The sequence below is a fragment of the Burkholderia sp. BDU5 genome (genome assembly GCF_001522845.1).
GTDB classification, from domain to species: Bacteria; Pseudomonadota; Gammaproteobacteria; order Burkholderiales; family Burkholderiaceae; genus Burkholderia; species Burkholderia mayonis.
In genome coordinates this window covers 161,998-186,002 of sequence record NZ_LOWC01000157.1, presented here as the reverse complement: position 1 = coordinate 186,002, position 24,005 = coordinate 161,998, and the positions used below count along the sequence as shown (strand labels likewise).

Annotated in this window: 36 protein-coding genes and 1 tRNA gene; 34 read left to right on the top strand and 3 right to left on the bottom strand. The window is 61.7% G+C overall.

The genetic code is table 11. The features are described 5' to 3' along the window. Positions 1–347, top strand: a 347-nt coding sequence (locus WS69_RS25020) for a DUF5131 family protein (protein ID WP_156438382.1), incomplete at its 5' end; no start/stop codon positions are given. Positions 348–352: 5 nt separating this feature from the next. On the opposite strand, the gene WS69_RS25015 is transcribed toward WS69_RS25020, so the two are convergent. Further along, positions 353–811, bottom strand: a complete 459-nt coding sequence (locus WS69_RS25015) for a hypothetical protein (RefSeq protein WP_059473333.1) — start codon at positions 809–811, stop codon at positions 353–355. A gap of 38 nt (positions 812–849) precedes the next feature. Here WS69_RS25015 and WS69_RS25010 point away from each other — a divergent pair, with 38 nt between their 5' ends. The 3 genes from WS69_RS25010 to WS69_RS33775 all read left to right on the top strand — a co-directional run bounded on the left by WS69_RS25010 (position 850) and on the right by WS69_RS33775 (position 2,352). Then, positions 850–1,074: a DUF4224 domain-containing protein gene (locus tag WS69_RS25010; RefSeq protein ID WP_038792990.1), complete on the top strand. Its 225-nt coding sequence runs from the start codon at positions 850–852 to the stop codon at positions 1,072–1,074. Continuing rightward, on the top strand, positions 1,074–2,174 hold the full coding sequence (locus WS69_RS25005; RefSeq protein WP_059473332.1) for a tyrosine-type recombinase/integrase: 1,101 nt from the start codon (positions 1,074–1,076) through the stop codon (positions 2,172–2,174). Before WS69_RS25010 ends, WS69_RS25005 begins: the two co-directional genes overlap by 1 nt. An 86-nt stretch (positions 2,175–2,260) precedes the next feature. Next, positions 2,261–2,352: transfer RNA gene (locus WS69_RS33775), tRNA-Pro, on the top strand. A gap of 343 nt (positions 2,353–2,695) precedes the next feature. Here the strand turns inward: WS69_RS33775 and WS69_RS25000 are convergent. Together WS69_RS25000 and WS69_RS32205 are read right to left on the bottom strand one after the other, a co-directional pair. Then, positions 2,696–3,334, bottom strand: a complete 639-nt coding sequence (locus tag WS69_RS25000) for a hypothetical protein (RefSeq protein WP_059473331.1) — start codon at positions 3,332–3,334, stop codon at positions 2,696–2,698. Between the two features lie 13 nt (positions 3,335–3,347). Beyond that, on the bottom strand, positions 3,348–3,800 hold the full coding sequence (locus WS69_RS32205; protein WP_082716460.1) for a helix-turn-helix domain-containing protein: 453 nt from the start codon (positions 3,798–3,800) through the stop codon (positions 3,348–3,350). Positions 3,801–3,977: 177 nt separating this feature from the next. Here WS69_RS32205 and WS69_RS32200 point away from each other — a divergent pair, with 177 nt between their 5' ends. The 30 genes from WS69_RS32200 (at position 3,978) to WS69_RS24855 (ending at position 23,994) form a co-directional block, all read left to right on the top strand. Continuing rightward, positions 3,978–4,349, top strand: coding sequence for a helix-turn-helix domain-containing protein (locus tag WS69_RS32200; RefSeq protein WP_082716459.1), 372 nt, complete (start codon positions 3,978–3,980; stop codon positions 4,347–4,349). A 1-nt stretch (position 4,350) separates the two neighbouring features. Continuing rightward, the gene (locus tag WS69_RS24990; protein ID WP_231747215.1) at positions 4,351–4,866 is read left to right on the top strand and encodes a phage regulatory CII family protein; all 516 of its coding nucleotides are present in this window, start codon (positions 4,351–4,353) and stop codon (positions 4,864–4,866) included. Beyond that, the gene (locus WS69_RS24985; RefSeq protein ID WP_059473328.1) at positions 4,866–7,124 is read left to right on the top strand and encodes a DDE-type integrase/transposase/recombinase; all 2,259 of its coding nucleotides are present in this window, start codon (positions 4,866–4,868) and stop codon (positions 7,122–7,124) included. The genes WS69_RS24990 and WS69_RS24985 overlap by 1 nt, the downstream gene beginning before the upstream one ends. A 25-nt stretch (positions 7,125–7,149) precedes the next feature. Further along, positions 7,150–7,902 carry an AAA family ATPase gene (locus WS69_RS24980; RefSeq protein ID WP_231747214.1) on the top strand — a complete coding sequence of 251 codons (753 nt, stop codon included), beginning with the start codon at positions 7,150–7,152 and terminating at the stop codon, positions 7,900–7,902. Next, positions 7,902–8,204 carry a hypothetical protein gene (locus tag WS69_RS24975; RefSeq protein WP_059473327.1) on the top strand — a complete coding sequence of 101 codons (303 nt, stop codon included), beginning with the start codon at positions 7,902–7,904 and terminating at the stop codon, positions 8,202–8,204. Before WS69_RS24980 ends, WS69_RS24975 begins: the two co-directional genes overlap by 1 nt. Continuing rightward, complete coding sequence (locus tag WS69_RS24970; RefSeq protein WP_059473326.1) at positions 8,194–8,829, top strand: hypothetical protein; 636 nt, start codon at positions 8,194–8,196, stop codon at positions 8,827–8,829. The genes WS69_RS24975 and WS69_RS24970 overlap by 11 nt, the downstream gene beginning before the upstream one ends. Then, positions 8,822–9,181 carry a hypothetical protein gene (locus WS69_RS24965; RefSeq protein ID WP_059473325.1) on the top strand — a complete coding sequence of 120 codons (360 nt, stop codon included), beginning with the start codon at positions 8,822–8,824 and terminating at the stop codon, positions 9,179–9,181. Before WS69_RS24970 ends, WS69_RS24965 begins: the two co-directional genes overlap by 8 nt. After that, positions 9,178–9,486: a hypothetical protein gene (locus WS69_RS24960; protein ID WP_231747213.1), complete on the top strand. Its 309-nt coding sequence runs from the start codon at positions 9,178–9,180 to the stop codon at positions 9,484–9,486. The genes WS69_RS24965 and WS69_RS24960 overlap by 4 nt, the downstream gene beginning before the upstream one ends. Before the next feature lie 54 nt (positions 9,487–9,540). Next, a complete protein-coding gene (locus WS69_RS24955) occupies positions 9,541–9,858 on the top strand; it encodes a hypothetical protein (RefSeq protein WP_059473323.1) in 318 nt (105 codons plus the stop codon). Positions 9,859–9,873: 15 nt separating this feature from the next. Next, the gene (locus WS69_RS34335) at positions 9,874–10,482 is read left to right on the top strand and encodes a hypothetical protein (RefSeq protein WP_197419306.1); all 609 of its coding nucleotides are present in this window, start codon (positions 9,874–9,876) and stop codon (positions 10,480–10,482) included. 26 nt (positions 10,483–10,508) lie between these two features. Then, a complete protein-coding gene (locus WS69_RS24945) occupies positions 10,509–11,033 on the top strand; it encodes a host-nuclease inhibitor Gam family protein (protein ID WP_059473322.1) in 525 nt (174 codons plus the stop codon). A 71-nt stretch (positions 11,034–11,104) separates the two neighbouring features. Continuing rightward, positions 11,105–11,293: a hypothetical protein gene (locus WS69_RS24940; RefSeq protein WP_231747212.1), complete on the top strand. Its 189-nt coding sequence runs from the start codon at positions 11,105–11,107 to the stop codon at positions 11,291–11,293. 13 nt (positions 11,294–11,306) lie between these two features. Next, positions 11,307–12,005 (top strand): DUF2786 domain-containing protein, encoded by a 699-nt coding sequence (locus WS69_RS24935; protein WP_059473320.1) that lies wholly within the window; start codon positions 11,307–11,309, stop codon positions 12,003–12,005. A gap of 78 nt (positions 12,006–12,083) precedes the next feature. Next, on the top strand, positions 12,084–12,482 hold the full coding sequence (locus WS69_RS24930) for a gp16 family protein (RefSeq protein WP_059473319.1): 399 nt from the start codon (positions 12,084–12,086) through the stop codon (positions 12,480–12,482). Beyond that, positions 12,479–12,913 (top strand): Mor transcription activator family protein, encoded by a 435-nt coding sequence (locus WS69_RS24925; RefSeq protein ID WP_059473318.1) that lies wholly within the window; start codon positions 12,479–12,481, stop codon positions 12,911–12,913. The genes WS69_RS24930 and WS69_RS24925 overlap by 4 nt, the downstream gene beginning before the upstream one ends. A 139-nt stretch (positions 12,914–13,052) precedes the next feature. Further along, positions 13,053–13,574, top strand: coding sequence for a glycoside hydrolase family 24 protein (locus tag WS69_RS24920; RefSeq protein WP_059473317.1), 522 nt, complete (start codon positions 13,053–13,055; stop codon positions 13,572–13,574). Between the two features lie 17 nt (positions 13,575–13,591). After that, positions 13,592–13,834 carry a hypothetical protein gene (locus WS69_RS24915; RefSeq protein WP_059473316.1) on the top strand — a complete coding sequence of 81 codons (243 nt, stop codon included), beginning with the start codon at positions 13,592–13,594 and terminating at the stop codon, positions 13,832–13,834. Beyond that, complete coding sequence (locus WS69_RS24910) at positions 13,818–14,435, top strand: hypothetical protein (protein WP_059473315.1); 618 nt, start codon at positions 13,818–13,820, stop codon at positions 14,433–14,435. The genes WS69_RS24915 and WS69_RS24910 overlap by 17 nt, the downstream gene beginning before the upstream one ends. After that, on the top strand, positions 14,436–14,669 hold the full coding sequence (locus WS69_RS32195) for a TraR/DksA C4-type zinc finger protein (protein WP_082716458.1): 234 nt from the start codon (positions 14,436–14,438) through the stop codon (positions 14,667–14,669). Then, a complete protein-coding gene (locus WS69_RS24905) occupies positions 14,660–14,962 on the top strand; it encodes a hypothetical protein (RefSeq protein WP_231747211.1) in 303 nt (100 codons plus the stop codon). The genes WS69_RS32195 and WS69_RS24905 overlap by 10 nt, the downstream gene beginning before the upstream one ends. Next, complete coding sequence (locus WS69_RS24900) at positions 14,959–15,168, top strand: hypothetical protein (RefSeq protein ID WP_059473314.1); 210 nt, start codon at positions 14,959–14,961, stop codon at positions 15,166–15,168. Before WS69_RS24905 ends, WS69_RS24900 begins: the two co-directional genes overlap by 4 nt. Positions 15,169–15,171: 3 nt before the next feature. After that, on the top strand, positions 15,172–15,669 hold the full coding sequence (locus WS69_RS24895) for a DUF1804 family protein (protein ID WP_059473313.1): 498 nt from the start codon (positions 15,172–15,174) through the stop codon (positions 15,667–15,669). 11 nt (positions 15,670–15,680) lie between these two features. Further along, positions 15,681–15,908 (top strand): Acb2/Tad1 domain-containing protein, encoded by a 228-nt coding sequence (locus tag WS69_RS24890; protein WP_059473312.1) that lies wholly within the window; start codon positions 15,681–15,683, stop codon positions 15,906–15,908. After that, on the top strand, positions 15,908–17,695 hold the full coding sequence (locus WS69_RS24885) for a hypothetical protein (protein WP_059473311.1): 1,788 nt from the start codon (positions 15,908–15,910) through the stop codon (positions 17,693–17,695). Before WS69_RS24890 ends, WS69_RS24885 begins: the two co-directional genes overlap by 1 nt. 11 nt (positions 17,696–17,706) lie before the next feature. Next, positions 17,707–19,296, top strand: coding sequence for a DUF935 domain-containing protein (locus WS69_RS24880; RefSeq protein ID WP_059473310.1), 1,590 nt, complete (start codon positions 17,707–17,709; stop codon positions 19,294–19,296). Beyond that, entirely contained in the window at positions 19,286–20,599 is a 1,314-nt protein-coding gene (locus WS69_RS24875) for a PBECR2 nuclease fold domain-containing protein (protein WP_059473309.1), read from the top strand. Before WS69_RS24880 ends, WS69_RS24875 begins: the two co-directional genes overlap by 11 nt. A 103-nt stretch (positions 20,600–20,702) precedes the next feature. After that, positions 20,703–21,290: a phage virion morphogenesis protein gene (locus WS69_RS24870; RefSeq protein WP_197419305.1), complete on the top strand. Its 588-nt coding sequence runs from the start codon at positions 20,703–20,705 to the stop codon at positions 21,288–21,290. Between the two features lie 200 nt (positions 21,291–21,490). Further along, entirely contained in the window at positions 21,491–22,600 is a 1,110-nt protein-coding gene (locus WS69_RS24865) for a phage protease (protein ID WP_059473308.1), read from the top strand. A gap of 42 nt (positions 22,601–22,642) precedes the next feature. After that, a complete protein-coding gene (locus WS69_RS24860) occupies positions 22,643–23,053 on the top strand; it encodes a hypothetical protein (RefSeq protein ID WP_059473307.1) in 411 nt (136 codons plus the stop codon). Positions 23,054–23,097: 44 nt separating this feature from the next. Beyond that, positions 23,098–23,994 (top strand): Mu-like prophage major head subunit gpT family protein, encoded by an 897-nt coding sequence (locus tag WS69_RS24855; RefSeq protein ID WP_059473306.1) that lies wholly within the window; start codon positions 23,098–23,100, stop codon positions 23,992–23,994. Positions 23,995–24,005 lie beyond the last annotated feature (11 nt).

Genomic DNA, 24,005 nt, shown 5'->3' with positions numbered 1-24,005 from the left:
CTACCGGCAACTGGCGCACGCACGAAGGCAAGAGGCAGTTCGAATGCCGCCGTCCGGACGATGGCGGCCTGCACTGGATGATCGCCGGCGGCGAAAGCGGCCACGGCGCGCGGCCGATGCATCCGGACTGGGCCAGATCTCTGCGCGATCAGTGCGCCAGTGCCGGCGTGCCGTTCTTGTTCAAGCAATGGGGAGAGTGGATCCCGATGATGGGCCACGCCGAGGGTGTGCCTGTGCGCGGCCCTAAGCTCACACACGGCGACGGCACGATCATGGGCAACGCTGGCAAGCGCGCTGCCGGCCGCCTGCTCGACGGCCGCACGCACGACGAATTCCCGGAGGCGTAGTGAATCTAAAGACCGCTAACGGGCTTCCAGGGAACCTTGCCGTCAATAATCTCTTTCGCCAAGTGTTCAAGCCGGTCGGTGCAATCGTCTCGGCTAAAAGGAATATTCGGCCATTCGGGAGTGAAACGACGCTCAGCATCCGATCCTTCCCGGCCAATCTCAAGGAAGCCGCCCCAACCAGACGCAATCTGATAGACGCGAGCGCGCCACCAGTAGCCCTTGTAGCCGCTGAATCTCGAAATTTCTACGCCGTCGTACTTCGTTATTGCCAACCAGTCAATACCGGCTTGGGTGATCACAAGGCCTCCGAGAGCCGGGTCTGTAGGCAGATTCTGCGCACGCGCAAATCGGCGAGACATCAGCCACTCATAGACATCGTGGTCAACCGCGGAACCAGCCCTTTTGGACAGGGCCAGAAGCTGATCCATGAAACGACGGTCAACCTGCTCTTGTGGCTCGCTCATAGCAATCTCCAGATGACATTGCGTAAAGGAATCCTAGCATGACCGAACGCCTGATGAAGCCGGCCGATCTCGCAGTCGTCACCGGCAAGAAGCGATACACGAAGCAGGCCGACTGGTTCAAGGCGACGTTTGGCATCGACGTCGTCACGGCCGCGAACGGCGCCATCATCATGACTTGGTCGACCTTCGAGTCACTCCAGGCGAAAAAGGCCGGCCTTGTCGGGCATCCCGCAACATCAACCGTTGAACTCTGCTTTGACTGATGGCTACCAATCGCAAAAAGGCGAAGTATCCGCGCGTTTACGCTAAGCACGGCGCATGGTATTGGAGCGAGCCAGTTTCGGGAAGATGGATTCGATTGTGCAGCCTGGCAGATGACGAAACAAAGCTAGTCGAGCGACTGGCCGAAGAGCGGAAGAAACGCGAACGCCCGGAAGGTGCTGGAGATATGCGCCCGCTGATCGATCAGTACGTGCGAGAGAACAAGCTGCTGCACAAGGAAAAGGCGTGGCCGAAGTACGGAGATTACGCCGGCAACGGGTTCCGCAAGGTCAACGTCGCGGACGTGAAGCCCACGCACATCAATAACTGGCTGAAGGTAAAGTACGCTGGCAAGCTGCACATGCAGCGCGTCATGCGCGCGTTCCTGTCCGGCTTCTTCCAGTGGTGCGTCGACAAAGGAAGGCGCGACACAAATCCGTGCAAGGAAGTGAAGCTGAAGAAACCGAAGCCGCGGCAGACCTACATCACCGACGCGCACTTTGCCGCAATCCGCGGCGCAATGCTTGAGACTACTTACAAGATGTACGAGGGGACGGACAGGGAAAAGGAGGTAGTGGCGGACGTACCGACAGGTCCGATGATGCAGTGCATCATTGATCTATGCTACCTGACGGCGCAGCGCTCGACCGAGATCCGGAACTTGAAATGGTCAGCCGTGGATCGCGAGGTCGGAGTAATCCACTTCATCCCGAGCAAAACAGAAGATTCGAGCGGCGTGCGGGTCGACTTCAAGATCACGCCCGAGATCGACGAGGTTTTGTCACGAATTCGACAGATCGACGGCCGACCGACCATCGGCGATATGCCCGTCGTCCACACCCGGAACGGGAAGATGTACGCCGCAAATACGATCCTGAAGGCGTGGAAAGCCGCAGCAAAGCGCGCCGACCTGTTGCATCTCGGATACACCGTGAAGGACATTCGAGCCAAGGCACTCACGGACGGCGAGCGGGCTGGATATGACGTGAAGGCGCTCCAGATTGCCGCCGCGCACACCGACGAGAAGATGACGGAGACGTACATCAAAAAGCGAAATGTACCAGTGGCGGACGTACGCTTGAGTCTGCCCAAATCGGCTTGAGGGTGTCTAATAATTGCCCCGCTGCCGCCCGCAAAGCCCTGTCGTTCCGTGCATGTTTTTTGAGCATAACATTAGACAAAAGCAGCCGGAGCGCCTTTTCTGGCAAGGCTTTCATTAAGATCTTCATTGCTGATTTGGGATCAGAGGGTCGTAGGTTCGAATCCTATCGCTCCGACCAAAGGAATCAAGGGGTTACGGCTAATCGCCGTAGCCCCTTTTCCATTTCCGGATTCTTGACCCCAACATTGCCCCCAACGGACCGGAATCTTGGCCAGTTGCAATCAATTGCAAGGATCACATCACCGTGGCATTAAGGTCGGCTTGGTACGCTGCCGGGCTGGATGTGTGGGGTGGTGCTCGATATGGCATCAGCTAAGGCAGCCGGGAACTTGGCACAAAGCCAATAACGGCGGGGCTGACGGGCTAATCGGCTGCGCGAGCCAGTTTGGCACCGATTGTGCGAAAACCGAGCAGCACTGAGCAAACTTTGCGCAGAACTTGGCACCAATCGAGCACCCGCGTCACTTTTTCCCCATGACGGCCCGATAGAGGCGCTCCAATTCGTCATCGCCCAAGTCAATCATCGATCCCTTACCGAACGTGCGCTGCATGTAGGTGCGTCGCCATGTCTCAAGCTCGCGTTCCTTGCAGCGGGCGTGGATGGCCGCTATGCGGCGATTCCGCCAATCGGCGAGCTTTTTGGGCGCGGACGCCATGCCGACAAGCATCGCGCGCTGCTTCTGCATATACTTCAGCGCCTTTTCAAAGCCTTCAGCCGGAATCTCGTGATACGTGTTCACGTTCATGTGCTTGTTGAGTCCGTACATCACGCTCTGCGGTGTCTTTGGCTTCTTTTTAACCTCCGACGCTTTGACGATGTCGTCCCGGAGATCGAGTAGCTGCCGCTTCTGAGCCGCATCGACCACGCCTACGCCGGTCTGCACAACGACTGGAGGCGGTACGACCTTCTCGATATGGTACGTGTTGTGGATGTCGCCGCCGGCAACCTGGCCGGCGCTTCCGCTGACGACAATACTGAGATTGGGTCTCGTTCGTGGCCGTTTAACTGCGGGTTGTCCGTCGAGTCGCGGCGCTTCCACACTCGTTCCGTCGGCCATCAATTTCGCAGCTAACTCTCTGATTTTGTTCTTGTCTTCCATCTAAACCCCTACATCAGTGGTTTGAAACAAGTTCCATGAGCTGGGCGACATAGGCCGTAGCTTCTGTTTCTGCCTTCTCAATCAGGAAATACTGGTACACCAACGCACCGAGCTTCCCCCGCGTCTCAGGTGGTAGTTTTAACCGGCGCTCGGCTGCGATCTTTTCCACTGCGGCCAAGGCCATGCCGAGAATCTCACCATTGACCGAGGTGGTAGACGTATCGAGATCGGCGACGAGCATCGGCCCTTTGCCTGTTAAGAGCCAGTTAATGCTCAGACCGTTCTGCGCCAGCCCGGTAAGCAATTTGCTGTTCGGGGCTGTTCGGCCGGCCTCATTGTCCTGAATTCCTCGCTTCGTTCCGCCGACTAGCTCCGCCAGCCGGTCTTGGGACAGGCGAGAGTGCTCTCGGTAGGCACGCAATCTTTCGCCTATCTCAACGGAAATGCGTGTCGCACTTTCAGTCATTCACTCACCCCAGAAAGTGCGACACGCGTGTCGCACTTTCGCGGCTCGTGTCGCACTTCAAAAATATCAAATCAAATCAGCGTGTTACGCAAAAACTCCCGAGTAGCACGCAAAAACCGAAGCGCGACACGCAAAACACATTGAAAGGCACGGTTTTGCGTGCTATTGTTCATTCCCATGAACACGCTAAACATGTCAAAAAAACCAGCCGAGCAGGTTGCCCTGCAAGACTGGCATCGCGCCGACATCAAGGCGGCGCTGGAAAAGGCCGGATGGTCGCTGCGGCGACTGTCGATGGCGCACGGCTACACGCCCGGCGCGTTAAAAAATGCACTCGACGTGCCTTGGCCGAAGGCCGAATCGATCATCGCAGCGACGATCGGCGTACCTCGTCATCTCATTTGGCCGAGCCGTTATCACATCGACGGCGCTGCACGTAGCGGACGCGGTGAGCGCGGTTTCGGCCGACGCAAAGCGGTCGCGTCAACGGAATGTAAGTCTATCACCCGGTCTGACGCGTGCAACGTCAATTGTGCGGGCGGAGCTTGACATGTCGGCACGTAAAACTACCCGAAAAGCCACTTCCGGCCAGATGGAACTGAGCTTCTTTGACGTTCCGCCGGCGCCGCGCCCCGAAGCCGGCGGCCTCGACGTTGCACTCACGGTTCGCGAGACCCTCGCGGACATGCTCGGCACCGTGTCTAGTCGCGGTATCGACCGGCACGAGGTGGCCGCGCAAATCTCCCGTCTGTCCAATTACGAAACGACGAAGAACATGCTCGATCGTTACTGCGCGCCGAGCGCCGAAGGCTGGCGTTTTCCTGCCGAAGCTATTCCCGCGCTTACGGTCGCGACCGGCGATTACCGGATGCTCGAAATGCTCGCCGACCGCTGCGGCTGCCGCGTGTATCGAGGCGAAGAAGCCATGCTCGCGGAGATCGGTGCGTTGACGCTGCAAGAGCGTTCGGTGAAAGCTCGCCTTGGTGAGCTTCGCAAGAACGTGCCCGACACCGTCATGGACCGGCTTGTCGACGAGGTAGTTCGCCGGCTTGGAGGGCGTGCGTAATGATCGACTTTGAGCTGATTGCCGCAGCCCTCTCTATTACGAAGCGTTCGGCCGAACGTCGTGCCACTCGCGAAAACTGGCCCTTCGAGCTGGAAGCCGTGCGCGGCGGCCAGCGCAAGCTGTTTGACCTGGCGAACCTGCCGGCCGACGTGCGCAAGGCCGTCGAGCGGTATCGGGAAATCAAGGCACGCGGCGACGCGGCCGGCCGCACGCTCAAGTTGATTGAGCAGGTTCGCGCCGATGCCGAAGCCGAGCGCGCAGCGAAGAATCAGCGTGCGCAGGAAAGCCTCAAGAAGCTGACGGCCGAACTGCCGCCGGGCGTGCAGGCACGGTTCGACGCGCGCTACGAGATCGTCAAGAGTTGGGAGACGTGGTTCGTCACGGTGCAGCCGATGAGCCGCCGCGTGTCCTGGCCGACCTACACAAAAGCATACAACCTGAAGGAAATCGAGGTTGCGGCGGCGGTCCGGTCGACGATCCCGTCGATCTCGCCGCGTTCGCTGCAGCGGTGGGTGCTCGAATACGAGCGCGTCGGCCTTGCGGGCCTGATCGACGAGAAGGACGGCCGGCATCAGCGCGACGTGAACGTGTTCACGAAGCAACCCGAGCTGGAAAAAACAGCGCTCGCGCTGCTCATCGACCGACCGAACCTCGGCATCCAGCACATCGTCAATCTGCTGAACCAGGCATCTGTCGACGCCGACTCCGGTGAAATCCTGTTCGCCGCGCCGTCCTACGATGCGACGTATCGGTTCGTGACGGCGTGGCGGCGCAAGCACGACGGCCTGTTCACGGCTGCCACCAATCCGGACGAGTGGAAGAACAAGTATATGACCGCGTTCGGTGATGCGTCGGCCGACGTCGATCGCCTGAATCAGCGATGGGAAATGGACGCGACGCCGGCCGACTGGATGCTGACCGACGAAGACGGCGTCGAGCGTCGTTATTCCGCGTCCGTCGTGATCGACGTGTACAGCCGGCGCAAGCTGGTTGTGCTCGCTCCTACGCCGAAGACCGAGACGCACAAGTATGCGTTGCGCCTTGCCCTGCTGCTGTGGGGTGTCCCGGAGGAAATCGTTACCGACAACGGCCAGGACTACAAGAGCCGCAACTTCATCGAGACGCTTGCAGCACTCGGCATCGCGCACTACGTCACGGCCCCGTTCTCGCCGTGGCAGAAACCGCACGTCGAGCGCGGCATCCAGACGATGCTGCACTCGATCCTGGAAGGACTGTCCGCGTTCATCGGGCATAGCGTCGCCGAGCGTAGCGCGATCGAAGCGCGCCGCGCGTTCTCCGAACGCCTGTTCAAGAAGGGCGAAGCTGTCACGCTTGCGATGCCGGCATCCGAACTGCGCGCGCTCATCGAGCAATGGATCAGGGGTGTCTACGAACACGCGCATCACGAAGGCATCGGCATGTCGCCCTATCAGCGGGCATCGAGCTATACCGGCCCCGTGCATCGCATCGAGGACGAACGTGCTCTCGATGTGCTGTTGGCACCGCCCGCCGGCAAGGGACGATACACCGTCACGAAGAAGGGGCTGCGCATCGACAACGCGCAATTCATCGCCCCGGAGCTGGCGCTCTACGTCGGCAAGGATGTTGCGGTACGCATCACGCCCGATCTCGGCGAGGTCATTGTCTATCACGAAGGCGAGTTCGTTTGCGTGGCGCGCAATCCGGAGCGTACCGGTGTGTCACGTGCGGAAATCGCCGTCCTGGCTCGCCGTAAGCAACGCGAACACGTGAAGCAGCAGATGCACGCCATCAAGGGCACAAAGGTCGATACGGATCGCCTTGTGCGGGATCTGGTGGCTGACAAAGCGGCGCAGGCCGGCAAGCTCACCGCACTGCCGACGCGCACCGCCACGCATACGACCGATGAACTCAAGGCAGCCGGCACGGCAGCGCGCGCACTCGATCGCGTCGTGCCGAAAGCAGACATTCCGGCCGATCTGCAGCGGATCATCGACGCTCGGCAGGCTGCAAGCCAAGTGCAGCCCACACCTGAGAGCAACGTGAAGAAGATTCGGCCGGTTCCGGAAACGCCGGAGCTGCGGTTCCGCAAGTGGCAGGAACTGGACCAACTGGTCGCGGCCGGCGGCACGATCGACGATCCGATTTTGACGCGCTGGTACGGCCAATACCCGCAGACCCCTGAATTCGCAATCGCCATGCGAAAACACCGCCAGGCATCCAGCCCGGCGGTGCCCGGCACGGCCACGGTCGCCACCGTGACGCGTGCATTCAACTAACCCCTTGACGAGAGGCATTGTCATTATGGTGAAAACCACCCCTGCAATCAATCGCCCGGCCGGCGGCATTGCGCCGATCGCCACGCTGGACCTTGTGGCGGCAACAATCGAGCGACTGAATCAGCGTCGCGGCGGTGTGCCGGGCATCGGTGTCCTGCACGGACCGGCCGGATGGGGCAAGACCTTCGCAACGAACTCGATCGCGGTAGAGTCGCGCGCCTACTACGTGCAGATGCGCAGCGCGTGGAGCGCGAAAGTGATGTTGGAAAAGATTCTCTACGAGATGGGCGTCAAGCATGGCCGCGCGACCAAGTCCGGCCTGCTCGATCTGGTCTGCGAGCAATTGTCGGCCTCGCGCCGTACGCTGATTATCGACGAGTTCGACTATTGCGCGAAATCTGACGCCCTCATCGAGCTGACGCGAGACATCTATGAGGGTTCGCAGGGATCGCTGCTGTTGGTGGGCGAAGAACTGCTGCCGAAGAAGCTGGAACGGTGGGAGCGCTTCCATTCACGCGTGCTGACGTGGGCACCGGCGCAGCCGGTCAGCGTGAGCGATGCCGGCAAGCTCGCCTCGATCTACGCCCCCGATCTCGCGATTGCCGACGATGTGCTTTCGCACCTGGTCGAACTGTCTCGCGGCTCAGTGCGCCGCGTGTGCGTGAATCTCGTTTCGATCCACGAGCACTGCATGACGCGCGGTATGGCTGACTTCGAGCGCTCGGACCTCGATTCCATTGCCCTCTACACCGGCCGTGCGCCGGAGCGGAGGGTGTAATGGACGTGAGCTTGACTATCGACGGCCTTCGTGACGCACGAATTTTTGCCGAGAACGATCAAGGTGAGGAGTTCGATTCCGAGATCGCCGACTCCGGTGACATTGGGATCACATGTCGCGAGGGCAACGGCTTCTCGTTGCTGACCATCTATTTCAACGGACTCACCTACCAGGGCGGTCAGCGGCTCGCCGATCTCTTCCTGAATCGCCGCGAAATGCTGGCCCTCGCGCGCGCACTTCAATCTGCTGCGGAAGTTGTGAGCGACATTGATCCGCGAATGGAGGGTTCTCATGGCGCGTAAGCCGATCAACCTCGAAATGCAAGGCGGCAAGAATCCGCGCCAACGTATCTGGGAGGCAATCCGCAGCACGCGCGACGGTTTCCGACAACGGGAAGTCGCAATCGCCTCGCGTACCGAAATCAGTGCCGTCCAGGATTATATGAAGGGACTGCTCAAGGGCGGCTACGTCGAGGTCGAACGGGAAGAGCGACTCGGAGGCGCAGCCGTACGTCGCACATACCGACTTGTGCGCGACAACGGCGTCGAAGCGCCGCGCTTGACGCGCAGCGGGAACGAGGTCGTGCAAGGCTCAATCAACGAGGCCATGTGGTCCACGATGCGCCGCATGTTCATCGCACAGGACTTCAATCATGTTGAACTCGCGGCATTCGCCAGCACGGCGTCTTGTCCGATCTCGGAGGCGACCGCCGCGACCTATGTCGGCAAACTTGCTGCGGCCGGCTATCTCGAATGCATTGCCCCGGCGAACAAGCACTCGCGATACGCCGCGCCAGCTCGCTACCGACTGCGCAAGAACATGGAGTCCGGACCGAAAGCGCCACTTGTCCAGCGGACAAAGGTCGTTTTCGATCCGAACTGGAATCGCGTCATGTGGATGGAACACCAGGAGATCGCCGATGAGTAAGCCGGCCTATATGCAGGAAGACTGGTTCGTCAACGGTCTGATGCGCGAGGTGCGTGCGATCAATGTCACGCAGGTTGCTACCCGCATGGGCGTGGCACGCAAGACCCTTTCCATCTTCGTCAACGGCAGCGGCGCGTATGGCACCGGCAAGGCGAAGCCCGACCGGATCAGGGCGCGATACCACGCAGCGTTCAGCCGTGTCACGTGTCCGTTCAGCCATGCCGAAGTCGACGGCGAACATTGCCGGGAGTACGCGTTACAGAAGGCCCCGACCCACAATCCGATCAAGCTCGAACACTGGCGCACATGCCAGACCTGCCCGCATCGCCCCGTTAAAGGAGAGTCCAATTGACGCCGAATTTTAACGCCATCAATCCAGAAGTACCGCCGATCAATCGGCTGATGCAGCTCACAGCTCTGCGCCTTGCGGCAACGATCGAGACGCTCACTTCGAAGGGATTCACCGTCATCGGCATCGAGTTCTCGAACGGCTCGAAGCCAACGATCCAGGTGCAGAACTGCGCGATCTGCGCCGACATGGTCGAGAAAGGCGAAGCCACGTACTACCGCATGGGTGGTTCCGGGGTATCGCGCTACCGCACCGGCCAATTCAAGGTCGGCGACATTCGTGTGCTGTGGACGGAGCGGGGACACTGACAATAATGCCATCGTCACTGGCGATAATCGATCATCTATATTAGGACTACTACAATGAAACTTCACGTCTTTACCTACTCCGAGCAAGCGGGTCGTGCCAGTCGAATCAAGGTTGATGGCGAGCGCATCGATTTTCCGCAGTATCCGACCGAGCTGTTTGCCGCACATGCCAATCCGGTTGCAACGACGCCAGGCGAGCCGGCATTTGTCGTGACGCACGTTGGCACGGGCTTTCGTATCGCAGGCGGCAAGACGCAATCCGCCGTGATCTCGATGGCGAAACGCCTGATCAAAGAGAAGCCGGAGGAAGAGTTCTGGAAGGGCGTCGCCGCCGCTCGTCAGCTCATCAAGGCATCTAAAACCCTCGCATAACAGGAACGAAAACCTATGACAATCCATATCACCCAAGGCCCGACGTTGGCCAATCCCGAGGCGTTCGACAGTGTGCCGGAACTGCGTCGTGAACTGCATCGCGTGAACAAGACCCTTCTCGACTATTCCGCCGCCCTTGAGCAGCGTGACGCAGTCGGCCGCGACTTCGCGGGCTTGATCAACCGCGTGCTGTTGCAGCACATCGCGGGCGACTTCCGTGGCGTCGCGGCGATTCTCGACGCGCAGCTCGAAGCCAGCCCGCGCCTTCGCGAGTCACTCGAGGAGGCGCGTGAATCGAAGGAACTGCGCCAGCACGAGCAATGGCGGTCGACGCAACGTGACGAAGCCGAGGCAATGCCACCCTATAACGCAGGCGCACACGATCCCTGGTCGATGTCTGTCGACGAGCTGCGCATCGCCGTCGACACGATGAACCGTGCAGGTATCCGGCTTTCCTCAACGCTCGATTCACTCGAAGGCGTGCTGCGCGACCTCACCCGTGAAGTATCCGTGATCGTCATCGCACACGCCAAGGGCGGCCCGGACGACGTAGTCAAGGCCGTGAGCGAGTTCGTCGCGAAACGCGTTGTTGTGAAAGACGATAGCGCGACCAAATTTCACTGAACCATTGAAAAAGTATAGGAATCGACATGGCAACCAAACAACGCATTAAAGCCGCCGCCCAGGTGTTCGTCGCGCAATCGGAATCCGACGTCGCAGCGACCATTCGCGACATCGGCGACACGAGCCGTGAGATCGACCGGCTGCAGACGAACATGAACGACGAGATCGCGGCGATCACCGAGCGCTATCAACAGCAGATTCAACCGCTGAAGGAAACCCTGCTGTCGCTTCAGTCGGGCGTGCAGACCTGGTGCGAAGCGCATCGCGAGACCTTGACCAACAGCGGCAAGGTGAAGACCTATAGCTTCATCACCGGTCAGGTGCAATGGCGTCAGCGTCCGCCGAGCTGCTCGGTGCGCGGCGTCGACGCGGTGATCGAGTTGCTCAAGGCGCGCGATCTCTCCGCATTCGTTCGCGTGAAGGAAGAGATCAACAAGGAAGCCATTCTCAACGAACCTGAAAAGGTGCGTGGCCTCCCGGGCATCACCATCGTGACCGGCGTCGAGGATTTCGTGATCGAACCGTTCGAACAGAAGGTCGAGGTGCAGTGATGGTTACATGGGCGAATTCCGCGCGAAAGCGCGACATCGCATGTGTCCGGATCGGCTTCGAAAGCTATCTGATGGATGCTGACAAAGCCATGCAGGCGATCAAGGTCTTTCGTGACGCGATTCGATGCGAGCGCAGTTACGCAGGTCATCGGGCCCGCTACATCGCGGGGGAGCGCCCCGACGTGGCGATGGAAATCGTGAGCACCGACGACGTCGTGATGCCGACCGCCGCGCCGGCACTCGAAGATCGACGTCGTTGAGAACGGAGCGGACATGGACAGGAAAACCGCCATCGAGAAAATCCGGAAATGCCTGGCGCTGTCGAGATCGAACGAGCCGCACGAAGCAGCTGCCGCGCTTCGCCAGGCACAGAAGCTGATGGAGCAGTTCGGCATCGACCATCCCGAACTGCTCGCGGCCGGTGCTAGCGAGGAATGGTCGAAGAGCGGCGCGGCTCGTCGGCCAGTGCGATACGAGGTAGCACTCGCGAGCGTTGTCGCTGGCGCGTACGGTTGCGAACTGCTGTTCACCCGGCAGATCAACAGCACCTGTACTGACATCGTCGGCGGTTACACGTTCGTCGGCGTTGCACCGGCGTCGGAGATAGCGAAGTACACGTTCGACGTGTTCGCGCGGCAGTTGCGCGTGGCGCGTCGCGATTACATCCAGACGAAGTTGCGCCGTTGCGGTCCGAAGAACAAGACGGCACGCGCCGACGAGTTCTGCGAGGGTTGGGTGTATGCGGTGCGCATGCAGTTGCAAGATGCCGTGCGCACTGTCGAGCACACGGCGATGATCGACGCCTACATGCGTGCGCACCACGCGCAGGTACGTGAATTCGAGCCTCGCACGCGCGACGTGTCTGGTCGACGCACAACCGACGATCACTGGCACGGTATCGAGCAAGGTCGATCGGCCGTCGTGCGTCCTGGTGTCGGCGCACCGGACACGCGGAGAATCGGCCATGTCTGACATCGTTGTCATCCTCGTCGGGATTGTGTTCCTGGTCTGTCTCTGCCGCAAGGAACTGCGGCGCTGGCGGAGGTCGTGATGCTGATCGCGAAAACAACGGTAGCGAAAATCCACATCGCAAAGCAGCAGCTCGCGATGACCGATGACGAATACCGCACGGTGCTGCGCAGCGTCGCCGGCGTCAGCTCGTCGAAAGACCTGACGCCGGAAGGCGCGCACAAGCTACTGAAGCACTTCGAGCGGTGCGGTTTCAAGCCGAAGCGCGATGCTGGTCGCCGGCCGAACGTTGCACGGCCGCGCGCGGCTCAAATCCGCAAAATCGAAGCGCTGCTCGCCGATGCGGGCCGTTCGTGGGATTACGTGGGCGGCATGGTGAAGCGAATCTGCAAGGTCGACGCGATCGAGTTCTGCGACGACGTGATGCTCGGCAAGCTCATCGCGGCGCTGCAATACGATGCGAAGCGGAGGTCGGCATGAAATTCGACGGTGTCGAACACCTGTTGCCCGACGTCGTGAAAACGATCGTCAAGCTGATCGGCTTGCCGACGACGGTGCGCTTGGTCGAGCAGCTCGGCGGCACGACCTTCCCGGTAGCGATGCGCCGATCGCGCCTCGGCGAAATCCGTTACGAGGCGCTGGCCGAAATCGTAGGACCGGATGCGGCCGATCAGCTCACTGCGCATTTTGGCGGTGACGTGTTGTATATCCCGCGTTGCGTGAAGGCCATGCGTGAACTGATGTACCGCAGCATTCGTGCCGAGTTCGACGTGATGACCCGCGACCATGCGGCAAACCACGCTGTCGCGCAGCTCGCACTTCGCTATCAGATGGCCGACCGTCATGTTTGGCGCATCCTGAAGCGCGCTGACGCAACCGAACGTGCCGTTCCCCAGGCCGAGTTGTTCTAGCGTTAGAATCCCGCCATGATTAAACGAAGCCCCGCCACGTGCGGGGCTTTTTGTTGGTCCCCGCTGACATTGGTCGACTCGTGTCAGTGGCAGTACAGCATCAACAATGCGGTCATCATTCCACATACCGAGGGTATCGATGGCACGCATTACGGCCAGCGCGGCGGGCGGACAGAACGTCGTCGCGTTTCTCGACATGATCGCCGCGAGCGAGATCGACGCATGGACGCGTCAGAACAGCGACGACGGCTATAACGTACTGGTCGGCTCGCACGGGCCGATGAAGCGCAGCGGCAAGATCATCGCGCCGCGCCTGCTGACGTTTCCCTCCTACGCGAAGCATCCGGACATCTACAACGCAGAGTTGAATTCTACCGCTGCCGGTCGTTACCAGCTTCTGTCGCGCTACTACGCGCCCTACGCGCAACTGCTCAAGCTCAACGACTTCAGCCCGCTTTCCCAAGACCTGATCGCTATCCAGCAGATTCGTGAACGCCGCGCGCTGCCGCTGATCGCCGCCGGCCAGCTCGCGGCCGCGATCAAGGCGTGTTCGAACATTTGGGCGTCGTTGCCCGGCAACGACTACGGTCAGCGCCAGAACGAGCTGGCTATGCTCACCGCCGCCTACAAAGCGGCTGGCGGCATCGTCGCTATCGCCTGATCGAAGCGGCACACCTCATGCGCGTCGCCGATCTCATCACGGGCCACGACGGCAAGCTGTCGCATTCGAAGCTCTGGCCGAATGTCGCCGCCGCCGTTGCTACTGGCATGTTCATTTACCAGGGCATCACGAAGCAACTGACGATCGAGACCTGGGCGATTTACCTCGGCTGCGTCGGTGGCTACTCGGCCGTCATCCAGGCACTCGCTGCATGGCGCGGCCGACCGTCAAAGGAAAAAACCGATGATCCCGTTCAGTAAGACAGAGAAGCTGCTAGTCGGTCTGATTGCTGCCGCACTGCTCGCCATCGTATTTGCGAATGTCTATCAGCACGGTTACGACGCGGCTAGGGCAATCGGCGACAAGGCACTGTCCGACTACCGTGCGTCCGTTGAGCATGCAACCGCGTCGGCCGCGAGCAATGCCTTTGGTCGATACGCCGCCGACGTGGCACGCGCGTCGGCCGCGGAGTCGGGCTATCTCACCGTTCAAACCGCCGTCACGCAGAGCACAACGGCACTGAAGGAGCGAATCGATCATGTCACGCAACCGCACCGCAGTCCACCGGTTCCCCGTCCGAAAAATGATGCGCTTGTCGCTGGCTGTGTGTTCAGTCGTGGCTTTGTCCGCGTGTGGAACGACGCAGCAGGCATCGCCGACGCTGGTGATTCCCCCGTGCCGGCAAGCGCCGATCCCGCCGCTGCTGTTGTCGGACCCGACGCCGATGCCGCCGCTGACTCCGGGGTATCACAAGCCGACATCCTCGACTGGTTTGTCGACTACGCGACCCGCGCCCGAAATACGGAATCGAAACTGAAGGCGGTGAAGGCCGCACTCCCGGAGCAAGAGGACAACCAATAGATGGATGACTTTGACCACGCGAGCGAGATCGAAGAACAGTATCGCGCGCTCGCGATCGCAGCGGCAACCCGACCCGTGCGCAGCACTGCCGAATCGGAATCGTTTTGCCAAAACGAAGCATGCGGCGAACCCATTCCCGATGAACGTCGCCGCGCGATACCGGGTTGCCGATTCTGCATTGAATGCCAGAAGCGTCGTGAGCGGATTATCAACCGGAGGTGCACATGCAAGTGACATTCGATCCGGCCGCGATCTTCATGGGGATCATCACGCTTCTACTAGGAGCGGTCAACCTCTTCGGCGGTGTTGTGATCCGCAGCATCGTGAAGAAGATGGAGGACAACGAAAAACGAGACGCCGGCATCCTGCGCGAGTTCGCTGCGTTCCGCGAGACCGTGGCACGCGATTACGTTCCGCGCAGCGAGCACCGTGAGATGCGCGACGAATTCCGTGACGGGTTGGTGAGCATCGACATGAAGCTCGCCGACATCAATAACAAGCTGGACAGGAAACAGGACAAACCATGACCGAGGACGTGAAGTCGGGCGACAGCCCGGAAATGCGGATGCTGAAGAAGATCGACGCGGGGATCGACGAACTGAAGGATCAGGTCGCCAACGTCGAGAAGCGCGCCATCAAGTATGGGGCAGCAGCCGGTGCGGGTGCAGGTGCAGTTGCAGGCGGCATCGTCGCAATGGGCATCTCGTTCGCCCGCGCGAAGCTGGGTCTGTAACACATGGCTCACCCGAAGGAAATCCGGGACAAGGTCCGACGTGCGTTTGTGTTCGACCGCTTCTCGCTCGAAATTGCGGCGGCCAAGCATGGTGTCTCGTATGCGACAGCCCGTCGATGGAAGGCGGATGCGCTCATTCAGGGCGATGATTGGGACAAGGCCCAGGCTGCGCAACTGATGGCGGGTGGCGGCATTGAAGGCGCGGCTCGTCAGATGCTGGCCGGCCTGGTCACGCAATACCAGGCGACGATGGACGAGTTGGACGGCGCGGAGATGAAGCCGGCCGACAAGGTTGCGCTGCTCGCGAGTCTCGCTGACGCGTACAACAAGACGATCAACGCGTCGAAGCGCATCCTGCCCGAGACGAATGAACTGGCAATCGCGATGGGCGTTGTGCAGCGGTTGGCTGCGTTCATCAAGGAAAGGCATCCGGAACACGTCGGCGCATTTGCCGATGTCCTCGGCCCGTTCGGCGACGAGCTGGCCACTGCCTACGGTTAAAGGAGCGTCACATGGACAATCAGCATCGCATGATCGCGGGATACAGTGAGTTGGACCAAGAAGATATCGACGTGATAAACGCGATCAAATTGCAAGGTGAAAACCTTGGCACACTGTTTGACATGCTCGATCAGAGTCCAGACGTTGACAAGCGTTGGCTGGCGATTGCCAAGACGGATATCCAGAAGGGCTACATGGCGCTTGTTCGCGCGATTGCGCGGCCGACCACGTTCATCTAATGGTCCAGAAATTCACCGAAAAGGATTTCCACAAGGAAATCGCGGAGCTGCAGGCCGATCTGCGGCGCGACATCGAAGCCCATGCAACGGGCCTCGATCCGTCGCCGGCCGCGCGCCTGGAACGCCGTCGACGCGTGCTCGTCGACGGCGATTACCAGTTCTTCGCGTACACGTATTTCCCGCATCACATTCGCGGGACGCCGTCGCTGTTCCAGGCCCACTTCTGCGGCCGGTTTCCGAAGCTGCTGCGCCAGGCTGGCGGCACGCGCGAATGGTGGGTCGCGCCTCGCGGCGAGGCGAAATCGTCCATGTGCACGAAGATCGGCCCCGTGTACATCATCGTGCAGGGGCTGCTGCAGCGCGAGGAAATCCGGCGCGAGGTCGGCTGGACCGGCGAGCTGCCGTCGTTTCTCGACTACGTCATCTTGCTCGGCGCGGAGACATCGCTGCCGACCAAGCTGCTCGAAGTCGTTAAAACGGAGCTGACCGCTAACGCGGCGCTTCAGCTCGACTTCCCCGAGGTGTGCGGCAAGGGGCCGATGTGGAAGGTCGGCGAGTTCGTCACGAAGAACGGCGTGAAGGTCGAGCCGTTCGGTGCCGAGCAGGCGATTCGCGGCACGTTCCACGGCGCGAGCCGTCCCAAGGTGCTGATGGGCGATGACCTGATTACCGACGCGGAGGCGAAGAGCCCGACCGAGCGTCAGAATCGCTGGACATGGCTGGAAAAGGCGATCGACTACCTCGGTCCGCCCGATGGTAGCGTGAAATACATCGGCGTCGGCACGGTGCTGGACAAGGATGATCCGATCTCGCGCGCGAAGCGCACCATCGGTCACATCGTCCATCACTTCCGCGCGATTGCGCAGATGCCGACGAACATGGATCTGTGGCAGCGGTGCGAAGAGCTGATGCTCAACGACGACAAGCCGGCGATCGAAGAGGCCGCCGCGCGTGGTGAGGCGATCGCCGACACCGATCTCCCATCGTATCAGTTCTACCTGGAGCACCGGGCCGAGATGGACGCCGGCGCCGTCACGTCCTGGCCATCGGTGCGCACGCTGTTCTATCTGATGCGTCAGCGTGCGAAATCGCCGCGCGCGTTCGCGACCGAGATGCAGGGCGATCCGCGTACCGAAGAAGACAAGGTGTTCAGCCACATCACATTCTGGGTGCAGCGCCTGCCATCCTGGTTGATGTTCGGCGCATGCGACCCGTCGATGGGCCAAGGCAGGAAGTCGGACCCGTCCGCGATCCTGGTCGGCGGTCTGGACATCGTCAGTCGCAAGCTGCACGTCATCCATGCGGAGATCAAGCGCCGCGTACCGTCGAAGCTCGAAGCCGATCTAATCAGCGTCCAGCGTGAGTTTCGCTGCCGCGCGTTCGGCTTCGAGAACAACAACGCGTATGAATGGGCGCGACAGGACCTGATCAAGTCCGCACTGCGGGCCGGTGTGCCGCTGCCGCTCGTCGGCGTGACGGCCAGCGTCGCGCCCGAGTTGCGGATCGACTCACTGGAACCGTTCGTCACGGATCGGATTACGCCGTCGATTCTGTTCCACGCGACACAGACCGCACTGCTCGCCGAACTGGATGAATGGCCCGAACCGCAGGGGCATCACCACTTCGACGGCCTGACCGCGCTGCACATTCTCTGGATGATCGCGCAGTCGCGCGGCTACGGCATCACGGACGGTTACGAAGCCGTCACGTCCCGACCGATCGAGCGCGGTTCGGACGAGCCAGACGACGACTACGACTATCCGCAATCGAGCCGGCGCGGGTTTTGAGGAAATGAAAGATGGCACAAATTCTTGATATGTACGGGCAGCCGATCCAGCGCGAGGTGCTGTCCGAACCGCAGACGTCGAAGCTCGGCTGGATCACCCGCGACTTTGCGCAGCATCCGTCGCGAGGCCTCACGCCGAAGAAGCTGCATTCGATCCTGGAAGCAGCCGAGTACGGCGATCTGATGGCGCAGTCCGATCTGTTCACCGACATGGAAGAGCGTGACGCGCATCTGTTCGCGGACATGAGCAAGCGCAAGCGCGCACTGCTCACACTCGACTGGAACATCGTCGCGCCCGCGAATGCCAGCGCCGAAGAGAAGAAACAGGCTGCGCAGTTGGAGGAATGGTTCACTGACCTCGCAAACCTCGACGACGTGCTGTTCGATCAGATGGACGCGATCGGTCACGGCTTCTCGGCGCAGGAGATCGAGTGGCACCAGGTCGAGAAGGTGTGGCTCCCGAAAACGCTCACCCACCGGCCGCAGCGCTGGTTTCGCACGCCGCTGTATGACGGCAACGATCTGCGCCTGCGCGACAACTCGTCGGACGGTCAACCGCTCTGGCCGTTCGGCTGGCTCGTCCACAAGCATCGCGCGAAGAGCGGCTATCTGACCCGGGCGGGCCTGCATCGCGTGTTAGCGTGGCCGTACCTGTTCAAGACCTACGCGGTGTCGGACCTCGCCGAGTTCCTCGAAATCTACGGCTTGCCGCTGCGCGTCGGCAAGTATCCGCCCGGCTCGACGAAGGAAGAGAAAGCCACGCTGCTGCGCGCGGTCGCCGAGATCGGTCACAACGCCGCCGGCATCATCCCGGAGGGGATGCTGATCGAGTTCACGGAGGCCGCCGACGGTTCGAAAGACCCGTTCGAGGCAATGATCAACTGGTGCGAGAAGAGCGTGTCGAAGGCAATCCTCGGCGGCACGCTCACGTCGCAGGCCGACGGCAAGACGTCGACGAATGCGCTCGGCAAGACGCACAACGAGGTGCGACGCGACCTGTTGACGTCCGACGCGCGCCAGGCGCAGCGCACGCTCACGAACCTCTGCTACATGCTGTCGGCGCTGAACTTCGGCGCGTCCGATCCGCGCCGCTGTCCGCGCTTCGAGTTCGATACCCGCGACGCCGAAGACCTCGCGCTGTACGCTGATGCACTGCCGAAGCTGGTCGGCGCTGGCGTCAAGGTGCCGCGTCAGTGGGCGCAGGACAAGCTCATGATTCCCGAGCCAAAGGACGGTGAGGACATCCTGTCGGTCCCGAAGCCGCAGATGGCGCTCCCGCCGGCAGAACGACCGGACGAGCAGCCGCGCACCTCGACGATGCGCTATCGCGCCGTGCTGCGCAACGCGGCCGGCGAGATCGTCTATCCGGATCAGGACGAGCTGGATCAGACCGTCGCCGCGTTGCCGGCCGACGCGATCACGGACGCGTTGCGCGCCACGATCGGCCCGGCGATTGCCGCGCTGCGCCGAGGCGCGACTCCGGACGAAGCAATCGAGATGCTGCTCGAAGCGCAACCGGACATGGACGATACGGCGATGCAGGAGCTGCTCGCGCGCTGCATCTTCGTGGCCGATGTGTGGGGGCGGCTGAATGGCGGTTGATCTGGGCTATGCGATCAGTCTCGAACCGGAGAAGGCGATCGCCTACTTCGAATCGAAGGGCTACAAGATCGGTTTCCGCTGGCAGGATGTCGCCGCCGAGGCGCATGCGAAGGCGTTCACGGTTGCCGGCGTGATGAAGGTCGACGTGCTCCAGGACATTCGTCAGGCGCTTGCGACCTCGTTAAAAAAGGGCACGACGTTCGACGAGTTTAAACGGCAGCTCTCGCCTGTCCTGGAAAAGAAAGGCTGGCTCGGCCAGGGCATGATCGTCGACCAGGACACCGGCGAGATCGAAGGCAAGCGCCTGACGCCCCGCCGTTTGCAGACGATCTTCCAGACCAACATGCAGTCGGCCTACATGGCCGGCCGCTACGCGACGCAGCTCGAACAGGTCGACACACACCCGTATTGGGAATACGTCGCGGTGCTCGACAGCCGCACGCGGCCGGCGCACCGCGCGCTTGCTGGCGCGATCTACCGGTACGACGATCCATTCTGGCAGACGTTCTATCCGCCGAACGGCTACCGGTGCCGTTGCCGTGTGCGCACCCGCACGCGAGCCTACGTCGAGCAGAACGGTATCCCCGTGCGCAACAGCGACGGCGACCTGGTCGAAGTCGAGATCGTCGATCGTTCGGGCACGAAGCAGCCGGCGCTTGCCTACAAAGACCCGGCTACCGGGCAGAAGCTGCTGCCGGACCCTGGCTTCAGCTCGAACCCGGGCGCGCAGTGGATGAAGCCATTCACGCCGCCGCCGTCCGACAGCTTGCCGCGTACCTTCCCGGCCGGTGTCGAGCTGCCGACGTTGCCGACGCCGACCCCGGTGCCGGCGTCGACGCTGCTCCCGGCCGGTCTCGCGCCCGAGCAGTATGCGCTGGCGTTCCTTCGCGAGTTCGGCCTGAAGGCGGGCCAGTCAAAGGTGTTCGAAGACGTCACGCGTTCGGCGGTCACCATTTCGGAGGATCTGTTTCGGGCCGGCGACGGGAGCTGGAAGGCGGACAAGGATGGGCGCGGTGCGTACATGTCGCTGCTCGCCCGGGCGATCCAGGAACCCGACGAGATATGGCTGCGGTGGGAAGAGAGCCGCGCGCAGCCTGGCACGTGGCTGCTCAAGCGGCGTTACATCAAGTCCTGGTTGATCGATGGCCAGGACGGCGCGCAGTACGGTTTGAGCGTGTTCGAACTGGGGCAGGACAACTGGACCGGGTCGACGGCCATGATGGCGAATATCGAGCGCGGCGAGGAAGCGCGTCGCCGCTATATAGAGAAGCAGCGTGACGGCTTTCTGGCGTACCGCAAATAGAAAGGCCCGCGACGCCGACTCGTCGCGGGCCACCGTGCAGTTCCTTTGGTCGCGTCAGTCGGGAGCTTGTGCGACTGCAATCGGTATAGACGGAGTATAGCCCATGATCATTGAAATCGAGATCGATGACTCCCGGTACGCGGCGACCATGGAGCGCGTGCGGGCGCTGATGCAGGACGCGTCGCCCGTGACGGCGTTGATTTCCGGGCTGATGGCCGACGCGGTCGAAGAGAACTTCGCGCAGCAAGGCCGCCCGAAATGGCTGGGCCTGAGTCCGAAGACGCTCAAGCGCCGTCGCGAGGAAGCTGGCACCGGCAAGATTCTGCAACGCTCGGGGCGGCTGGCGTCCAGCATCACGTCGGCACACGACGCCACGACGGCGCGCGTCGGCACTAATATTGTATACGCGGCGATCCACCAGTTCGGTGGCGCGATCCAGCGTCATCCCATGTCCGGCTTCGTTAGACTGCGCAAGGATCGCAATGGCATGATCATGCGCCAGGCGAATCATCCGCACCTGGCCGTGTTCGCGAAGAATGGCCACAAGCGGGTCAAGATCGTGAAGTGGACCCGCAGCCAGGGCTGGACGATCAAGATTCCGGCGCGCCCGTTCTTCGCACTGACCGAGGCCGACAATATCGGGATCGAGTCGGAGGTTACCGCGTACCTGCGCCGATTGTTCGACCAGTAATTCCTGGCTGTTTTAACCGCCTGTCAGCATACCGGACACCCCAACATAGCCACTCGAGTGCGGGAGGCCGCTAAACCCCCCGCTAAATCGCGCCGAATCGGCATTTTGTCTGCGTATCTTCCCGCGCACCTCTATTCTCTGGCCTAGGTACTGACGCCGGTCGCCTAATTTTTGAGCGCCCCGACCGCCACCATGGCGGCATGGCTATCTTCTTCATCGCGGCGCTTTCGGCGCAAATCCAATCCACCGGCTCGACGCTCAAGCTGCTGCCGGCCGGCGAGTTCCGTGCGCGGGACGGCCGGCCGACCCAATGCGCAGCGTGGCGGCTCGATGCGGCTGGCGCGGAACGCCTCATCGCGGCGGCCAGCGCGCGCCAGACCCGCTATGTGATCGACTATGAGCACCAGACGCTGAACTCGGCAACGAACGGCCAGCCCGCGCCGGCCGCCGCGTGGTTCAAGACGCTGGAATGGCGTGAGGGCGATGGTCTGTACGCGACCGACGTCAAATGGACCGCTCGCGCTTCCTTGATGCTCGACGCGGACGAATACGCCTACATCTCTCCCGTGTTCGCCTTTGACAAGGCGGGCAACGTGACCGCGCTGCTCAATGCGGCGCTGACCAACGACCCCGCGCTCGACTGCCTCGACGAGGTGCAGCTTACGGCTGCCTGCTCGGCAGCGATGCATGCATTCGATTCCGCCGCAGTTGCGGCGCTTTCCACCGTCCCACCTATCGAGGTTCCCAATATGGAAGAACTCCTGGAACAACTGCGCTGGTTGCTGAACATGCCGGTCGGCGCGACTGCCGGCGACGTCACGGCCCAGCTCAAGAAGCTGATCGAATCGCTGTCCGGCGGCCAGGGCGTCGCGGCCGCGAGCGCCAACCTGCCGGCGTTGCTCGACGCGCAGCGCAGCCAGATCGCCACGCTCACGGCAAACCAGGCCGACCCGGCGCGCTTCGTGCCGATCGCGGTCATGACCGACCTGCGTACGCAGCTCGACGCCGCCAACGCGAAGCTCGCCGGCAACGAAGTCGAGGAACTGGTGACGGCCGCGCTGAAGAACGGCCGCCTGCTGCCTGCGCAGGAAGGCTGGGCGCGCGACCTGGGCAAGAGCAACGTCGCCGCGCTGAGGCAATTCATCTCGACCGCGCAGCCGATCCAGGCGCTCGGCGGCACGCAGACGGGCGGCAACCCGCCGGCCGACGACAGAACTGGCGCTGCCGCGCTGTCGGTCGAAGAACTCGCCGTGTGCAAGGCGCTCGGCCTCGATCCGGCGACCTACAAGACGTCGCAGCCGGCCGCCTGACGGTCGCGTGGCCGCTCGTTTCACTTCCACCAGGAGATTCACATGACTGCATTGACTGCCGACCGCGACACCGTCCATCGCGCCGGCCTGCTGTTCAGCTACCCGGCCAAGAGCGGCGTGCTGTTCTTTGTCGGCGCGATCGCCGCGATCGACACGGCGACCGGCTTCGCGACCAAGGGCGCGGAATCGACCACGCTCAAGGGCGCGGGCATCGTCCAGGAGCAGATCGACAACACGGCCGGCGCGGACGGCGCGACAAACGTGACGATCCGGCGCGGCCAGTGGCGTGTCGCGAATTCGCCCGGCGCTGACCAGCTCACGCTGAAGGACGTCGGCTCGACCGCGTACATCGTCGACGATCAAACCGTCGCGAAGACGGACGGCGGCGGCAAGCGCTCGGTCGCCGGCACCGTGGTCGACATCGACCCGGGCGGCGTCTGGATCGCGTTCTAACGCGATCCGCTACACCCCCATCGACTACTCCATAAGGAAAGCACATGGAAATCAATCGCGCCAACTTGCGCGTCCTGTTCACGGGATACAACACCGTATTCCAGCAAGCCTTCGACGGCGCGCCGTCCGACTGGAACCGCGTCGCGATGCCCGTGCCGTCGACCACTTCGCAGGAAGTCTATCCATGGCTCGGCCAGACCACGCGATTCCGCGAATGGATCGGCGATCGCGTGATCCAGAACCTGACGACGCACGACTTCGCAATCAAGAACAAGACGTTCGAGAACACGGTCGGCGTCGACCGCGAAGCGATCGCGGACGACACCTACGGCGTCTACAAGCCGGTGATCGCTCAGATGGGCCTGGACGCGAAACAGCATCCCGACGAGCTGGTGTTCAACCTGCTCAAGCAAGGCACGACAAAGACCTGCTACGACGGCCAGTACTTCTTCGACACTGATCACCCGGTGTTGCAGGAAAACGGCACGGTCGGCTCGGTCTCGAACTTCAAGGCCGGCGCAGGCCCGACCTGGTATCTGCTCGACATGACGCGCGTCGTCAAGCCGATCATCCTGCAGCAGCGCAAGCCGTACACGTTCGTCCCGATGGATCAGGAAACCGACGAAGTCGTGTTCTCGGCGAAGACGTACCGCTACGGCGTCGACGCGCGCTGCAACGTCGGCTTCGCTCTCTGGCAGCTCGCGTATGCGTCCCAGGAACCGTTGAACGAAGACAGCTACCAGGCTGCCCGCGAAGCGATGACCGGCATGAAGGGCGACAACGGCCGCCCGCTCGGCATCCGTCCGTCGCTGCTGGTCGTGCCGCCGATGTACGAAGGCGTCGGTCGGAAGATCCTTCACGCCGACTCGAACAACTACGGCGCGACCAACATCTGGAAGGGTTCGGCTGAGCTGCTGGCCACGCCGTGGCTGGCAGCGTAACGGGATAACAC

Coding starts and splice junctions, on each gene's coding strand:
- WS69_RS24955 (WP_059473323.1), top strand. CDS start 9,541: ATGAAACTTCACGTCTTTACCTACTCCGAGCAAGCGGGTCGTGCCAGT.
- WS69_RS24975 (WP_059473327.1), top strand. CDS start 7,902: ATGGACGTGAGCTTGACTATCGACGGCCTTCGTGACGCACGAATTTTT.
- WS69_RS24965 (WP_059473325.1), top strand. CDS start 8,822: ATGAGTAAGCCGGCCTATATGCAGGAAGACTGGTTCGTCAACGGTCTG.
- WS69_RS24865 (WP_059473308.1), top strand. CDS start 21,491: ATGGCTATCTTCTTCATCGCGGCGCTTTCGGCGCAAATCCAATCCACC.
- WS69_RS24880 (WP_059473310.1), top strand. CDS start 17,707: ATGGCACAAATTCTTGATATGTACGGGCAGCCGATCCAGCGCGAGGTG.
- WS69_RS24915 (WP_059473316.1), top strand. CDS start 13,592: ATGCGCGTCGCCGATCTCATCACGGGCCACGACGGCAAGCTGTCGCAT.
- WS69_RS25015 (WP_059473333.1), bottom strand. CDS start 811: ATGAGCGAGCCACAAGAGCAGGTTGACCGTCGTTTCATGGATCAGCTT.
- WS69_RS24910 (WP_059473315.1), top strand. CDS start 13,818: ATGATCCCGTTCAGTAAGACAGAGAAGCTGCTAGTCGGTCTGATTGCT.
- WS69_RS24990 (WP_231747215.1), top strand. CDS start 4,351: ATGTCGGCACGTAAAACTACCCGAAAAGCCACTTCCGGCCAGATGGAA.
- WS69_RS34335 (WP_197419306.1), top strand. CDS start 9,874: ATGACAATCCATATCACCCAAGGCCCGACGTTGGCCAATCCCGAGGCG.
- WS69_RS24930 (WP_059473319.1), top strand. CDS start 12,084: ATGCTGATCGCGAAAACAACGGTAGCGAAAATCCACATCGCAAAGCAG.
- WS69_RS24905 (WP_231747211.1), top strand. CDS start 14,660: ATGCAAGTGACATTCGATCCGGCCGCGATCTTCATGGGGATCATCACG.
- WS69_RS25000 (WP_059473331.1), bottom strand. CDS start 3,334: ATGGAAGACAAGAACAAAATCAGAGAGTTAGCTGCGAAATTGATGGCC.
- WS69_RS24985 (WP_059473328.1), top strand. CDS start 4,866: ATGATCGACTTTGAGCTGATTGCCGCAGCCCTCTCTATTACGAAGCGT.
- WS69_RS24855 (WP_059473306.1), top strand. CDS start 23,098: ATGGAAATCAATCGCGCCAACTTGCGCGTCCTGTTCACGGGATACAAC.
- WS69_RS24885 (WP_059473311.1), top strand. CDS start 15,908: ATGGTCCAGAAATTCACCGAAAAGGATTTCCACAAGGAAATCGCGGAG.
- WS69_RS24980 (WP_231747214.1), top strand. CDS start 7,150: ATGGTGAAAACCACCCCTGCAATCAATCGCCCGGCCGGCGGCATTGCG.
- WS69_RS24895 (WP_059473313.1), top strand. CDS start 15,172: ATGGCTCACCCGAAGGAAATCCGGGACAAGGTCCGACGTGCGTTTGTG.
- WS69_RS24875 (WP_059473309.1), top strand. CDS start 19,286: ATGGCGGTTGATCTGGGCTATGCGATCAGTCTCGAACCGGAGAAGGCG.
- WS69_RS32200 (WP_082716459.1), top strand. CDS start 3,978: ATGAACACGCTAAACATGTCAAAAAAACCAGCCGAGCAGGTTGCCCTG.
- WS69_RS25005 (WP_059473332.1), top strand. CDS start 1,074: ATGGCTACCAATCGCAAAAAGGCGAAGTATCCGCGCGTTTACGCTAAG.
- WS69_RS24970 (WP_059473326.1), top strand. CDS start 8,194: ATGGCGCGTAAGCCGATCAACCTCGAAATGCAAGGCGGCAAGAATCCG.
- WS69_RS24870 (WP_197419305.1), top strand. CDS start 20,703: ATGATCATTGAAATCGAGATCGATGACTCCCGGTACGCGGCGACCATG.
- WS69_RS24925 (WP_059473318.1), top strand. CDS start 12,479: ATGAAATTCGACGGTGTCGAACACCTGTTGCCCGACGTCGTGAAAACG.
- WS69_RS24890 (WP_059473312.1), top strand. CDS start 15,681: ATGGACAATCAGCATCGCATGATCGCGGGATACAGTGAGTTGGACCAA.
- WS69_RS24945 (WP_059473322.1), top strand. CDS start 10,509: ATGGCAACCAAACAACGCATTAAAGCCGCCGCCCAGGTGTTCGTCGCG.
- WS69_RS24920 (WP_059473317.1), top strand. CDS start 13,053: ATGGCACGCATTACGGCCAGCGCGGCGGGCGGACAGAACGTCGTCGCG.
- WS69_RS32195 (WP_082716458.1), top strand. CDS start 14,436: ATGGATGACTTTGACCACGCGAGCGAGATCGAAGAACAGTATCGCGCG.
- WS69_RS24900 (WP_059473314.1), top strand. CDS start 14,959: ATGACCGAGGACGTGAAGTCGGGCGACAGCCCGGAAATGCGGATGCTG.
- WS69_RS24860 (WP_059473307.1), top strand. CDS start 22,643: ATGACTGCATTGACTGCCGACCGCGACACCGTCCATCGCGCCGGCCTG.
- WS69_RS25010 (WP_038792990.1), top strand. CDS start 850: ATGACCGAACGCCTGATGAAGCCGGCCGATCTCGCAGTCGTCACCGGC.
- WS69_RS24940 (WP_231747212.1), top strand. CDS start 11,105: ATGGATGCTGACAAAGCCATGCAGGCGATCAAGGTCTTTCGTGACGCG.
- WS69_RS24935 (WP_059473320.1), top strand. CDS start 11,307: ATGGACAGGAAAACCGCCATCGAGAAAATCCGGAAATGCCTGGCGCTG.
- WS69_RS32205 (WP_082716460.1), bottom strand. CDS start 3,800: ATGACTGAAAGTGCGACACGCATTTCCGTTGAGATAGGCGAAAGATTG.